The organism is Pantoea folii, assembly GCF_056678875.1.
Genome location: NZ_JBWXON010000008.1, coordinates 97,391 through 111,765, shown reverse-complemented (window position 1 = coordinate 111,765; position 14,375 = coordinate 97,391). Strand labels below are relative to the sequence as shown.

Sequence of the window (14,375 nt, the reverse complement as noted above, 5' to 3'; positions counted from 1 at the left end):
AACTGCTGAATATTCTAGTTATATAGGTTTTGCGATGGTGAAAAGCGTACGGCGTAAGGTAGGGATGACGGAGAGTAGCCTGCCGTGAACAGGCTGACACTCTCCGTCGCGTCGATGCCGGTTACGGCATGGTGATGGACTGCTTCTCCTCCAGCAATTTCTCTACCACGCCCGGATCGGCCAGGGTTGAGGTATCGCCGAGATTACTGGTATCGCCCGCCGCGATTTTGCGCAGAATACGACGCATAATCTTGCCGGAGCGGGTTTTCGGCAGTGAGTCGGTCCAGTGCAGCACATCCGGCGTGGCAATCGGGCCGATCTCTTTACGCACCCAGTTACGCACTTCGGTATACAGCTCTGGCGAGGGCTCTTCGCCGTGGTTCAGCGTGATATAAGCATAGATCGCCTGGCCTTTAATGCTGTGAGGAATCCCCACAACCGCCGCTTCCGCAATCTTCGGATGTGACACCAGCGCCGATTCAATCTCTGCAGTGCCGAGACGATGGCCTGAGACGTTCAGCACGTCATCGACGCGGCCGGTGATCCAGTAGTAACCATCTTCGTCACGGCGTGCGCCGTCTCCGCTGAAGTAGCGGTTTTTGAAGGTGGAGAAGTAGGTTTGTTCGAAGCGATCGTGATCGCCAAACAGCGTACGCGCCTGTCCTGGCCACGAATCGTTGATCACCAGATTGCCTTCAGTCGCCCCTTCCAGCGCATTGCCTTCGTTATCCACCAAGGCGGGCTGCACACCAAAGAACGGCTTGGTGGCCGATCCGGCTTTTAGCTCAATCGCGCCTGGCAGCGGCGTAATCATGAAACCACCGGTTTCGGTCTGCCACCAGGTATCCACAATCGGACAGCGGCTGTCGCCAATCTTCTTGTAATACCACTCCCAGGCTTCCGGGTTGATTGGCTCACCGACGGAACCCATGATGCGCAGGCTGCTGCGGCTGGTACCTTCAATCGCCTTGTCGCCTTCGGCCATCAGGGCGCGGATGGCGGTTGGCGCGGTATACAACAGCGTCACCTTATGTTTATCGACGACTTCAGCCATACGGCTCGGCTTCGGCCAGTTCGGCACACCTTCGAACATCAGGGTAGTGGCGCCGCAGGCCAGTGGGCCGTAAATCAGATAGCTGTGTCCGGTGATCCAGCCGACATCGGCGGTGCACCAGTAGACATCATCCGGATGGTAATCAAACACATATTTGAAGGTGCTGGCGGCATACACCAGATAACCCCCGGTGGTATGCAGCACGCCTTTCGGTTTGCCGGTGGAACCGGAGGTATAAAGGATAAACAGTGGATGCTCGGCTTCAACCGCGACCGGTTCGTGCTGATCGCTGGCCTTCGCCACCAACTCGTGCCACCAAAGATCGCGGCCTTCATGCCAGCCGGTGTCTTTACCGGTGCGCTTGAATACCACCACGTTTTTCACGCTGGTGACGCTCGGGTTGTTCAGTGCATCATCGACGTTTTTCTTCAGCGGAATGCTGCGTCCGGCGCGCACCCCTTCATCTGCGGTGATCACCAGTTTAGCGTTGGAATCCACTACGCGACCGGCCACCGCCTCCGGTGAGAAACCGCCGAAAATGACGGAGTGCACTGCGCCAATACGCGCACAGGCCAGCATCGCCACGGCCGCTTCCGGTACCATCGGCATGTAGATGGCGACCACATCGCCTTTCTTCACGCCAAGGCTCAGCAGCACGTTGGCAAAGCGGCACACGTCGCCGTGCAGTTCACGGAACGTGATGGTTTTGCTTTCGCTGGCGTCATCGCCTTCCCAGATAATCGCCGGGTGATCGCCACGCGTTTGCAAATGGCGGTCGAGGCAGTTGGCGGCGAGATTCAGCGCGCCATCTTCATACCAGCGAATAGAAATATTGCCCGGTGCAAAAGAGGTATTTTTCACCTTGCTGTAAGGTTTGATCCAGTCGAGGATTTTACCTTGTTCACCCCAAAAGGCGTCGGGATCGTCAACCGATTGTTGATACAGCGCCGCATACTGGTCGGCATTAATCAGGGCATTCGCTGCAACGGCAGCGGGTACAGGATGCTTATGTATTTGGCTCATGGCTGACCTCCTTGAAGATGTTAATCATATGTCAATCAAAGGTTAATTGAAGAGCGTGACTGGGCTTTGTTTCTGTTTTGTAGTCTGGATCACGACCTTTTGTATGCCTGAAAAGCGCCCGAATTCATACTGTTCATCACGGAAACCAATGAGGCCCAGTCTGGGATTTTTCGCGGAATCAGACGTTGTCTCTGGTTAAATAATCAGCAAACGCGCCAGGCGGTTTTTTGCCCGAAATTGAATAGCTATGCGGAAAATTATCGAATTAACACTTTTCATAACAGCGAGTTATGACTAAAAGTTAATGTCAGCATTTTATGCTACTCAGTTGCGCAGGATTTACGCTAACCCCCCAGGGGTTGCAATTACCGCAGTGAAAATGGTACTTATCTCGGCCCTGTTCAGCAGGTATCCACTCAGGCTGCATCATCGCGCAGGCGCAAAATGCTTACGCAGCAGTGTCTGATGCAGTCCACTATAACCCTCTATTTTATCGGGCTTTTGCTCACTTCCCTGTGCGTCATGTCTTCTGCAGCTTCGCAGAGGAGCAAAGGGGTTTTTACTGAGGAAAGTAACGCGTTATGAAAGGTTTTAAGCTCACCCTTGCCTGGCAAATCTTGATTGCCTTGATTCTCGGCGTTATCGTCGGAACCGTGCTGCATAATCAGCCAGACGATCGTGAATGGTTAATCACTAACATTCTCACCCCTGCAGGCGACATCTTCATTCATCTGATCAAGATGATTGTGGTGCCGATTGTAATTTCCTCCCTGATTGTCGGCATTGCTGGCGTTGGCGATGCGAAAAAACTGGGGCGTATTGGTGTCAAAACCATCGTCTATTTTGAAGTGATCACCACCATTGCCATTGTGGTCGGCATTACGCTGGCCAACGTATTCCAGCCAGGTAGCGGCATTGATATGTCTACGCTGGTAACGGTGGACATCTCTAAATACGAAGCCACAACGGAAGCGGTACAGGGGGCGCCTCACGGCCTGGTGACCACCATTCTGTCGCTGATCCCGCAGAACATTTTCGCCTCGCTGGTGAAGGGCGACATGCTGCCGATTATCTTCTTCTCGGTGCTGTTTGGTATGGGCTTGTCAGCGCTGCCTTCAGAACATCGTGATCCGCTGGTGACCGTGTTCCGTTCAGTGTCTGAAACCATGTTTAAAGTGACGCACATGATCATGCGTTATGCACCAGTCGGTGTGTTTGCGCTGATTGCGGTCACTATCGCCAACTTTGGTTTTGCCTCGCTCTATCCGCTGGCCAAGCTGGTGCTACTGGTGTACGTAGCGATTCTGTTCTTTGCCTTCGTGGTGCTGGGAACGGTCGCGCGCATGTGTAAACTGCGTATTACCACGCTGATGCGCATCCTGAAAGATGAGCTGATTCTGGCCTATTCCACCTCCAGTTCAGAAACCGTGCTGCCACGCATCATGCAGAAGATGGAAGCCTACGGTGCGCCGAAAGCCATCACCAGCTTCGTGGTGCCGACCGGTTACTCATTCAACCTCGATGGTTCAACGCTGTATCAGAGCATCGCGGCGATCTTTATCGCGCAGCTGTACGGTATCGACCTGTCGCTGACCGATGAAATCATTCTGGTGCTGACGCTGATGGTGACCTCGAAAGGGATTGCTGGCGTGCCGGGCGTCTCCTTCGTAGTGCTGCTGGCAACGCTGGGCAGCGTGGGTATTCCACTGGAAGGCCTGGCGTTTATCGCCGGTGTGGACCGCATCATGGACATGGCGCGTACTGCGCTGAATGTGATCGGTAATGCGCTGGCGGTGCTGGTGATTGCACGCTGGGAAAACCAGTTCGACACCAGGCAGGCCGAAGCCTACGAGCTGGAACTGCGCACACAGAAAGCCAGTTAAGGCACGATAAAGTGAGTGTTTCATCATCGCGCCGCTCAAGCCTCGCCATTTGGTGAATGGATTGTTAGTTAAGTAGAGTTCCTGTAAGGCTGCCATTTTCATAAATGGCAGCCTTTTTTGTTTGTACGTGGGTGCGGGCCTTAGCCCCTCTGCGGCTACAAGGTCAGTCCTCGCGCCGCTGACGCGGTGCCTTCGGCTTCCACGTCGTGCCGACGGATCGTTCGGGTAAGGCCATCCTGGCCAACCCGAACTGCCAGTCGTATCCCTGCGCCTGGCTCCTGGCCCAACGTAAAAGCCTCAGCGCTGCGGATAGTCCTTGCCGCCGCAGAGGGGCTACGGCCAGTTATATTGGTGCCTTTTTAGCAAAACGCACAAAAGTTCAGGAGCAGGCTGGGGCCGCTTAGGGACGGGCAATCCGCAGCGCCTAACAGAATAAGTCTGCCAGGATAGCCCGCAGGACGCGGGCGGAAGGCGGGGCGGCACATGGATGTGCCATCCCCCGCCGTTCCGTCAGGCAGACGAATGACGTGAGGGCACCGCGTTAGCGGCGTGAGGACGCCAGACCCTAAGCGGCCCCAGACTGCGTTATTGCACAATGCACGTCATTCAGCTGTTTTTTTACTATCCAAGACGCGTCCTGTATTTTCCATTGCCTGAATCATGCTTAATTTTATACCCACTATAACCACTCAAATATTCCTTTTTAGTGAGGACTGAACATGAGATTCCCCGTTTATCTGCATAGGACAGAGGACAACAGCTGGTCAGGTTTTGTGCCAGATGTGGAGGGATGTTTTTTTGCAGGCAAAAGCGTAGATGATGCGCTGCGCGATGCATTTAACGCGATTGATGTACACGTAGAATCTTTAGCGGATGCCAGCAAAGCCATCCCTAAAGCGGCAGATATTGAGACTCACATTCATGATGAAGCCTGTCAGGGAGGTTACTGGGCATTTGTGGAGATCGATCTGAGTGGCTATGAAGGTAAAGCGGTAAAGCTCAATATCACTTTGCCACAAAATCTACTCAGCAAAATTGACAGTTATGTCGAATCCCACCGCGAATATGGTTCGCGCAGCGGTTTCCTGGCGGAGTTAGCGCGCAGAGAATTAGCGAACGCGTAACCAACATAGCTAAACATCTACCCGCCATCCGGCGGGTTTTTTTTTGCCAGCCTCTGCAAAAAGTACAAAAACATGATGACCGATCAGGAATTAACAATTCAAAATAGTATATAGTTTTTCGAATAAATTATTCTTTTACAGGAGTGCGTGATGCAGATCGACCTGAGCCAGATGATCACCGAAGGGCGTAACCCAGCGAGCCAAAACATTGACGAGCTACCCACCGAAGCGATGTTGCGCGTCATTAATGATGAAGACAAAAAAGTGGCACTGGCAGTGGAAGCGATTGTGCCGCAGATTGCGCAGGTGGTGGATGCGATTACTGCAGCCTTCAGTAAAGGCGGGCGCCTCATTTATTGCGGAGCGGGCACGTCAGGCCGCCTCGGTATTCTCGATGCCAGCGAGTGCCCACCGACTTTTGGCACGCCGCGCTCGCAGGTCGTCGGTTTAATTGCTGGCGGCCACACCGCGATTTTGCAGGCGGTGGAGAACGCGGAAGATAACGTAGAACAGGGCGCACAGGATTTAAAGGACATCGATTTCAACGCTAATGATGTACTGGTGGGGATTGCCGCCAGTGGCCGTACACCCTATGTATTGGGCGCGTTAGCCTATGCGAAACAGCAGGGCGCATTTAGCGCGGCGTTAACCTGCAATCCTAACAGCCCAATGTCACAGGCTGCGGATGTGGCACTCACCCCGGTAGTGGGGCCAGAAGTGGTCACCGGTTCTTCGCGTATGAAAGCCGGTACGGCACAAAAGCTGGTGCTCAATATGCTGACCACCGGCGCGATGATCCGCAGTGGCAAGGTGTACGGCAACCTGATGGTGGATGTCGAAGCCACTAACCAAAAACTGGTGCAGCGCCAAATCAACATCGTCAAACAGGCCACTGACTGCGACGATGCCACCGCGCAGCAGGCGCTGAACGCGTGTCACGGTCACTGCAAAACGGCGATTGTGATGGTGCTGGCAGGATTGGATGCCAGCGAGGCCCAGGCGCTGCTGAAGCAAAACAGCGGCTTTATCCGTAACGCGTTGCGTGACGCAGGAGCGCAATAATGGCTGCCATCACCGAAGGATTACTGCGCGATATTCGGCAAGCGGTGGGAGGCGCACATAACATTGTGCAGTGCGGCAATTGCATGACGCGTCTGCGCCTGACGCTCGCGGATGCCACATTAGTCGATCATGCCCAACTGAAAACGCTGCCCGGCGTATTGGGGGTGATCGACAGTGATGCGCAGCTGCAAATCGTACTGGGGCCCGGCAAAGCGCAAACCGCCGCTGAGAAAATGCAGGGATTACTGGATAGCGATGAAACGGAAAAACCGCAGGATCTCAGCACTATTGCTGCTGCCCAAAAGCAGCAGATGAAAGCGAAGCAAACCAGCGCGCTGCACCGTTTTCTCTCCTGCTTCGCCACCATCTTCACGCCATTGATTCCCGGCTTTATTGGTGCCGGTTTGCTGTTGGGATTTGCCACACTGATTGAGCAGATTTTCCACCTCAACCAGCCCGGTGAACATGCGCAGTGGCTGCTGGATACCGTGGCCTACATGAAAGTGTTCGGCAAGGGGCTGTTCACCTTCCTGAGCATCCTCATTGGTTATAACGCGCAGAAAGCCTTTGGTGGCACCGGCGTGAACGGTGCCATTATCGCTTCACTGTTTGTGCTCGGTTATATGCCAAAAGCCACCGTGGGTTATTACAGCGGAATGTCAGATTTCTTTGGCATGGCGATTGACCCGCGCGGCAATATTATCGGCGTATTATTGGCGGCGATATTCGGTGCGTGGATTGAGAAACAACTGCGTAAAATTATCCCCGATAATCTCGACATGATTTTAACATCGTTACTCACGTTATTAATTACCGGCGCCATCACCTTTATGGTGATTATGCCGATTGGCGGTGAGTTATTTAAAGGCATGTCATGGTTGTTTATTCATCTCAATAACAATCCCTTTGGCTGCGCTATTTTGGCCGGTCTGTTTTTAATTGCAGTGATGTTCGGGATTCATCAGGGTTTCATCCCGGTCTATTTTGCGCTGATGGAAACCCAGGGCTTTAACTCATTATTCCCGATTCTGGCGATGGCGGGTGCGGGTCAGGTTGGGGCTTCTCTCGCGCTGTGGTGCAAGGCCGATAAGCACTCGCTGCTGCGTACGCAAATCAAGGGCGCAATAGTGCCGGGCCTGTTGGGCGTGGGCGAACCGTTGATTTATGGCGTTACGCTGCCGCGCCTGAAGCCATTTATTACTGCCTGTTGTGGCGGTGCGCTGGGTGGATTCTTCATTGGTCTGGTAGCCTGGCTTGGTCTGCCGGTGGGGATGAATACGGTATTTGGGCCTTCCGGATTAGTTACGTTGCCGCTGATGACCTCTTCACAGGGGATCTTTGCCGGTATGGCGGTGTATCTCGCCGGATTAATCGTGGCGTGGGTCGGTGGATTTGCCTTTACCTGGTGGGGCGGAACCAAAGGCGTCGATCTCAGCTAACGCCATTGTTATTCACCGTAGCAGCACACGACATTATGCCGCTACGGTGAAGCTGGAATGAAGCCTGATATGTCGTGCTGCTAGGGGGGTACGCCGGCAAAACCTTGATGATTGGATGATTTTAAATGTGATGCGTGTCACATTTTTGCGATTCGCCGTATCGCTTAGCCTGACGCGGATATCGCCGAACATGCCGTGCCATTCGTAAGTAAACTGCTAAAAAAAAATAAAGAAAATATTAATAAGATAGCAGGCTAATTATTGGAAACTCCTGGACTCAATTATTGCCAATAATTTACCCCGCCTCACAATTATTTCGCCATTATGACAATGGGTTACCCCTATTTACCTTTTGCGTCCGATGGCAGAAAAGTCTATACCTAAAGCCAATTAATCTATAAAAACAGTTTTAACCGCTTATTCGCTGCACCAGACTTTCTTCACACAGTGGCTCTCAGAAATTAATTGCTCATCGGGGTTGGTGTTATTCCTGCCGTTGCATCCCTCGCGATGAATTTAACGCTGTTGCAATAACAGCGTGGACGCTGCACGCCCACTGGAGGAAGTATGAAGTTTAAATTAAACCCGATTGCGTTCGGAATATTAGCCGCGCAGGCGCTGTTTTATCCGGCGATAAGTGCGCAAGCCATTACGTTGGGAAGCTATTCACCGAAAATTAATGACAACCTCTTTGGCGAGCAGCGTATTGACGTTAATGGCAGTAACGAAACGCTGGACGGCAATCCTGATTTCGCACCGGGAACGGACGGTTCAGTGAACTCCAGTCTCGGTCAGGTCAATATCACATCGGGTGCGCAGTTTCTGAATCAGACGCGTCTTGATCCCGGTCCGCAGAACTTCGCCATCACCGTTCCCGATTCTACCACGGGCGGTAACACCACCTTCCAGGTCTACAACTCCGCCAGCCTGGTGGCACAAACGCCAGTGACTTCCGATACCGCCGTGCCGGACGTAGTCAACGTTAACGGCGATCAATACATCAACACGCGCATCGCGGATGTTTCCAACGGTGGCCTGCTTGATGTAAATCTTGGGCAAGCGAATGCCGCCAGCAGCGCCAGCACCAACAGCTGGAGCATGGCAGCGAAGCAGACCACGCTGTTTCAGGTGGGCAGCAACAGCACGCTGAACTGGAATTCCAACAACCGCATCAGCTTCTTCGGCACTGCCGCGACACCGGATGGTGCAGGCGCCACGCAATCCTTTCAGGTGCAAAATCTGGCGACTTACAACGGCAGCGTGAATGTGCAAACGCTGGATGGCGTCACACACACCTTCACCGTCACCAGCGCCAGCGAATTGCAGACTTACAATAACTGGCTGATTGGTCAGTTGCAGGCGGGCAATCTTGATAAAGCCAACTACCTGACCGAATTCAACAAAGCGGTGACCGTCACCAATGGCAATATTGTGTACGACGTCAGCGCCACACCGCCGGATGAAGTCACGCAGCCGATTGGCAACCGCATCGTGGTCAATGCCGATGGCCCAGACGCTCGCGTCAATCTCGTGGCGGGCAACACACTGGAAGTCGTGGGTTCGACAGGCGGGGCGATTAAAGCCTCCAACGGCGCGCAGGCGGTGATTGATGGCAAGCTCGCCAGCCGCGGCACCCTCGCCAATAACGGCACGGCACTGGTGCTTTCTGGCAACAGCAACGGCAGTACCAGCACGACTGGCGTGATCAACGGTGGGTTCCTCAATCGCCAGGATGGCACGGGTATTGGCTCCACCGGCTACGGTGCCAATGGGGTGCTTGTGCAGAGCGGCAGTGCGTTTAACAACAACGGCATCGTCAATCTGGCGACGATCGGTAGTAACTCGCAGTATGGCGTAGCCGGTATTCGGTTGGAGGATGACGCTACATCCCGCAACAGCGGCAATATCAACGTCGGCGTGAACGGCTCCAGCGCGCGCGGTACAGCATCGGGCGTACTGCTGACATCGCCGACCTCCACCTTCACCAACAATGCCGATGGGCAGATTTATATTGGTCGTGGTCCTCAAAACAGCCTGACCGACAACGTGGCGGATACCGCCATGAATCAGAGCGGCCTGACCAGCGGGATCGCGCTGGTGGCAAACGGTTCTGCCACCAACAACGGCAACATCGTGATTGGCTCAAAGGTGCAGAACGCGGCGGGCATGTCGGCGACCGGTGCCAGCGGGGTCACGATGGTCAATAACGGCACCATTGATGTGAATGGTGCTGCCGCGACCGTGCCGCGTGAAAACGTCGGGATGTCGGTGACCAACAGCAGCGGCACCATCGATAACAGTGGCACCATTAACCTTAACGGCGTCAATGGCACGGGCGTGAAAGTCGTGGCGACCAGTGGCAATAACGCTTCTGCAAGTTCAACGGGGACCATTAACGTTGCCGGGGGGGCCGATCCCGCCAGCGGTACACGCAACTTTGGCGTGTGGGTAGAGGGCCAGGGCACCGGACAGGCCAGTGCAGACGTCAACGGCCCGGTGAATCTGAGCGGCACGGGCGCGATTGGCGTGCACGCACGCGGCAATGCCACGGTGGAAGTAGCGGCTAACGCAATACCGACGTTCAGTAACGGCAGTAATCAAATCGCTTTCTTCGCCTATGGCCCCAATGCGCGGATTAACATAGCAGGCAACAATCCCTTCAATGTCACCACCACCAACTCGACACTGTTCCGCGTTGAGCAGGGCGCGGATTTTGACGGCACCGATCTGTCACTCACCGCATCGGGCGCGGGTTCTGTGGCGGTGAACGGCAGCGGCACCGGCGGTACCGAAGTGAACACCCGCAATGCCACGCTCAACGTCAGTGGTGCAGGCGCCACTGGTGTGAATATTGAAGGCGGGGCAACGGGCACCATCGACAATGACACTACCATCAACCTCACCGGCAACAACGCGATTGGCGCGATTGTCGATGGGCAAAAGCATACGCTGGCAGGCAGTAATAGCGGTGCGCCGGTGACCAGCACGACGTTAAGTTCTGCTGCGGCACTGAATTCATCGCAAAGTGGATTGATTGGCTATCTGGCGCGCAATCGCGCACAGCTCAATAACACTGGCAACATTGCTTTCAGCGGCGCTAACGCCACTGGCATTCGCGTGGAGAGCGGTGCGACCGGTACTAACAGCGGTAACATCAGCATCAACGATGGCGGTACCGGCATTGCGGTGAACAGCAGCGGCAGCACGGCCAATACCACGGCCAACAACAGCGGCAACATCGACGTTAATGGCGGCAGCACCACCAGTCGCAGCCGGGGCGTGAGCGCCAGCGGTAGCCGGGCGATTGCTAACCTCAACAGTGGCAGCTTGAATCTTAACGGCACAGGTGCGATAGGCGCGGAAGCGCTCAACGGCGCATTGGTGAATATCGCGACTGGCTCGACGCCTAACTTCAACAGCAGCGATCAGATTGCTTATCACGCGGCGGGCAGTGGTTCACGTATCAACTCTGCCGCCAACGCGCTGGACGTGAATACGCTGAATTCCACCGGATACCGTATTGATGATGGCGCTGGGCTGAGCTTCAGCAACCCAGTGACGCTCACCGCCAGTGCTGCCAACAGCACCGGCGTGATCGTTTCTGGCCGTGGCAGCACGCTGAACACGGCGAATGTCAATCTTACCGCCAGCGGCCAGGACAGCACGGCGATCCGTGCCGAAGGCGGCGCCGCGGCAACACTCGATAGCGGCAGCAGCATTAACCTGAGCGGCAATCGTGCTGTCGGTGTGCTGGTCAATAATCTGCGCACCGATCTCAGCAACGCGCTGGATGGTACCTCAGCAGCCACCACCGTCACCAGCAATGGCAATCTCAACGGCGCAGGCAGCAACGCCATCGGCTTTGATGTCACCAACGGCGCCACACTGGTGAACAACGGTACGGTGGATCTTACCGGCAGCAACACTATCGGTATTCGCTCACGCGTGGGCAGCACGCTGACCAATAACGGTACGGTCAATGTGGCGAATGGCACCGGGTTGGATGTGTCTGGCAGCGGCAGCACGCTGGCCAAAGGCGGCGTGATCAATGTCGATAACGGTGTGGCAGGCGTGCGCATCAGTGACGGCGCACAGCTGGCGTTAACCGGCAGCGATACCGTGATCACCACGCGTGGCACTGCGCACGGCATCCTGGTCGATAACGGTGCCAGCGCGCTTAGCGCCAGCGACGCCACGGTCAACGTACTGGGCAGCGGCAATGGCATCGAAAACCGGGCAGAACTTAGCAATGTTAGCCTGAGCAACCTGACGCTCAACGTGGCGAATGGCAACGGGATCCGCACTGCGGTGCCGTTTGATCCGGCCTCAACGGTCACCACCAATGTGACCGGCAGCGGTACGGGTCTGAACATCGCTAATGCGGATGGATCGACCACCAGCGGCGATTTAACACTGGGCTCCGGCTATCAATTTAATGTCACCGGCGCGGGCGGCAGCGGCATCCGCGCCAACACCACCGGCAATGTCACTACCGCCGCAGATGTCACGATCGATAATCCGGCGGGCGGATCGGCCCTGATCTCCAGCACGGCGGGCACTATCGTCAACACCGGGACGTTCTCCTCCAACAGCCTGACGGCGCCGGTGGTGGATTTGCGCGGCGGTAAAACCCTCTTCGAAAACTTCGGTAAAATCATCACCGTCAATCCACAAACCGTGGCGGTGGCAGGCAGCAATGCTAATGATGAAATCCTGCTGACCGAAGGGGAGGTGCGCGGCGATATCAACCCCGGTGGCGGGGCCGATGTGTTCCGCTGGACGGGCGGATCGCTTAACGGCAGCCTGACCATGGGCAATGACAATAACAATAATGCGGAGGTCAGTAAGGTGGATCTCGGCACCACCTACCACCTCACCAGCGGCAGCGGAACCGGAAACACGCTGACGTTTAATCAGATCGATTCACGTGGTGGCAGCCTGGGCGCTGACGATCTCAATAAAGGGGTAAACCTCGGCAGCGGTTGGAGCACCATCAATTTTGCCGATACCCAATGGACGCTCACTGACAACCTCAAACTGGCGCACAGCACCATTAATATCGATGAGAATTCAACGCTGTATGCGGGCAACAATGTGCATCCGACGTTAGCGGGGGGCACGGCGGATTCACTTACGGTGAACAACGCCGGTATTCTCGACCTGACTAACGGCGCGGGATCGCCGGGCAACACCTTGAATATCAATGGTTCGCTGGCTTCCAGTGGCGGCCAGCTTAATCTGATCACTGACCTTAACGCAGGTGGCGCGCTGAACAACCAGTTCACCGACCATCTCAATGTCACGGGTAATGCCACCGGCACCACGCTGGTGAATATTAAACTGACCGACAGCAGTACCGGCGCGCTAACGGACCTGAATCGCAATGGCGGCATTGAAGGCAACGAGGGGATTTCTCTGGCACAGGTCGCGGGTAGCGCTGGCCCTGAGAGTTTTGCCCTTAAAGATGGTTATCTCGGCGCAGGGCCCTGGCAATACCGGCTCTACACCTTCGCACCGGGCAGTACCGATCCCAGCCAGCGTTTAGTCAGCGGCAGTGGCAACAATTACTGGGATTACCGGCTGGCGAATTATTACGTGTGTGAAGATGGCGCCAGCTGCCCATCGACCTTTATTACCGATGCGTTCGGCAGCGGGCAAAGCTACGATGCGCGTCCCGCTGTGGTGCCGCAGGTGCCGTCCTATATCTCCGCCCCGGTTGGCCTTGCTTATTATACCTCGGCGATTATCGACGATTTGCATAAGCGTCTTGGTGAGTTGCGTCATGAGCAGACACGACCGGAAGGCGATGGCGGCGAAATGTTCCTGCGCTACATCGGTTCCAACCTGAAATACAAAAGTGACCAGCGCTTCCGCGATTACGGCTATGACTTCGATCTGGATTACAGCGCGGTGCAGGTGGGTGGTAACGTGCTACGCCTCGACGGTGAGAAAGACAGCCTGCGCGGTGGCTTAGCCTATACCCGAGGTAACACGCGCATCCGTCCGGATGCCGCCGACGGTTACAGCAGCACCACCTTCGATAGCGATAGCCTGGCCTTTTACGGCACCTGGCAGCGACAGAACGGGTTTTATCTGGATGGCGTGCTGTCATTCGACTGGCATCGTGGTGAAACCGATATCGCACGGCAAAAACAAGAGGCGAAGCTAAAAGGTCATGGCTGGACGGCCTCACTCGAGAGCGGTTATCCGTTTGCTCTCGGCGATGGCTACAAACTGGAACCGCAGGCGCAGTTGATGTACATGAAGCTGAATATGAACGATTTTACCGATGAAGACGGCAACAAGGTGCGTTACGGCGATTACAACCAGACCATCGGACGTTTGGGCGCACGACTCGATCGCACCTGGACGGATGACAGCAACCGCCAGTACACCCCTTACCTGCGCGCCAATTACTACAAAGGTTGGGGCGGCACGGCGGACACCAACGTCTCCTCGCTGGAAAACCCGGCATTGAGCGCCACTTTCACCAGCGGCCACTTTGGTCAGATGTGGGAAGTGGGCGCAGGCGGGACCGCCACGTTGCAGAAAGATGTGTCACTGTATGCAGAGGCGGATTATCGCAAAGAGATCAGCGGCAACGGTGCCAAAGGTTGGCGCTATAACGTGGGCGTAAGGTGGCAGTTTTAAATGAGGACATTTCAAGCGTTGCCTTTAATGTCGTCATTAAAGGGCTGCGGTATTTGGACAAGTCGCGTTATATGGCGTTGTTAAACGGATACGGTATTCGGCCTGATCGCCATTAATTGCAGGATGGGCTGAGGTGCAT

At 55.2% G+C, this 14,375-nt stretch carries 6 protein-coding genes; 5 read left to right on the top strand and 1 reads right to left on the bottom strand.

Annotated elements, in window-relative coordinates:
- Positions 1 to 121: 121 nt before the first annotated feature.
- Positions 122 to 2,077 carry an acetate--CoA ligase gene (gene acs / locus AC1MDE_RS11515; RefSeq protein ID WP_058960090.1) on the bottom strand — a complete coding sequence of 652 codons (1,956 nt, stop codon included), beginning with the start codon at positions 2,075 to 2,077 and terminating at the stop codon, positions 122 to 124.
- A gap of 581 nt (positions 2,078 to 2,658) precedes the next feature.
- On the opposite strand from acs, the gene gltP reads away from it, so the two are divergent.
- The 5 genes from gltP to AC1MDE_RS11490 all read left to right on the top strand — a co-directional run bounded on the left by gltP (position 2,659) and on the right by AC1MDE_RS11490 (position 14,236).
- The gene (gene gltP, locus AC1MDE_RS11510; protein WP_058960091.1) at positions 2,659 to 3,960 is read left to right on the top strand and encodes a glutamate/aspartate:proton symporter GltP; all 1,302 of its coding nucleotides are present in this window, start codon (positions 2,659 to 2,661) and stop codon (positions 3,958 to 3,960) included.
- Positions 3,961 to 4,679: 719 nt separating this feature from the next.
- Positions 4,680 to 5,084, top strand: a complete 405-nt coding sequence (locus tag AC1MDE_RS11505; RefSeq protein WP_479401250.1) for a type II toxin-antitoxin system HicB family antitoxin — start codon at positions 4,680 to 4,682, stop codon at positions 5,082 to 5,084.
- A gap of 150 nt (positions 5,085 to 5,234) precedes the next feature.
- A complete protein-coding gene (gene murQ / locus AC1MDE_RS11500; protein ID WP_058960094.1) occupies positions 5,235 to 6,146 on the top strand; it encodes an N-acetylmuramic acid 6-phosphate etherase in 912 nt (303 codons plus the stop codon).
- Positions 6,146 to 7,585, top strand: a complete 1,440-nt coding sequence (gene murP / locus AC1MDE_RS11495) for a PTS N-acetylmuramic acid transporter subunit IIBC (RefSeq protein WP_058960095.1) — start codon at positions 6,146 to 6,148, stop codon at positions 7,583 to 7,585. Before murQ ends, murP begins: the two co-directional genes overlap by 1 nt.
- Before the next feature lie 567 nt (positions 7,586 to 8,152).
- Positions 8,153 to 14,236 (top strand): autotransporter outer membrane beta-barrel domain-containing protein, encoded by a 6,084-nt coding sequence (locus tag AC1MDE_RS11490; RefSeq protein ID WP_480344564.1) that lies wholly within the window; start codon positions 8,153 to 8,155, stop codon positions 14,234 to 14,236.
- Positions 14,237 to 14,375 lie beyond the last annotated feature (139 nt).

What these genes read in the sequence shown, in the direction of transcription:
- AC1MDE_RS11490 (WP_480344564.1), top strand. Translation starts at nt 8,153, where the DNA reads ATGAAGTTTAAATTAAACCCGATTGCGTTCGGAATATTAGCCGCGCAG.
- murQ (WP_058960094.1), top strand. Translation starts at nt 5,235, where the DNA reads ATGCAGATCGACCTGAGCCAGATGATCACCGAAGGGCGTAACCCAGCG.
- acs (WP_058960090.1), bottom strand. Translation starts at nt 2,077, where the DNA reads ATGAGCCAAATACATAAGCATCCTGTACCCGCTGCCGTTGCAGCGAAT.
- AC1MDE_RS11505 (WP_479401250.1), top strand. Translation starts at nt 4,680, where the DNA reads ATGAGATTCCCCGTTTATCTGCATAGGACAGAGGACAACAGCTGGTCA.
- murP (WP_058960095.1), top strand. Translation starts at nt 6,146, where the DNA reads ATGGCTGCCATCACCGAAGGATTACTGCGCGATATTCGGCAAGCGGTG.
- gltP (WP_058960091.1), top strand. Translation starts at nt 2,659, where the DNA reads ATGAAAGGTTTTAAGCTCACCCTTGCCTGGCAAATCTTGATTGCCTTG.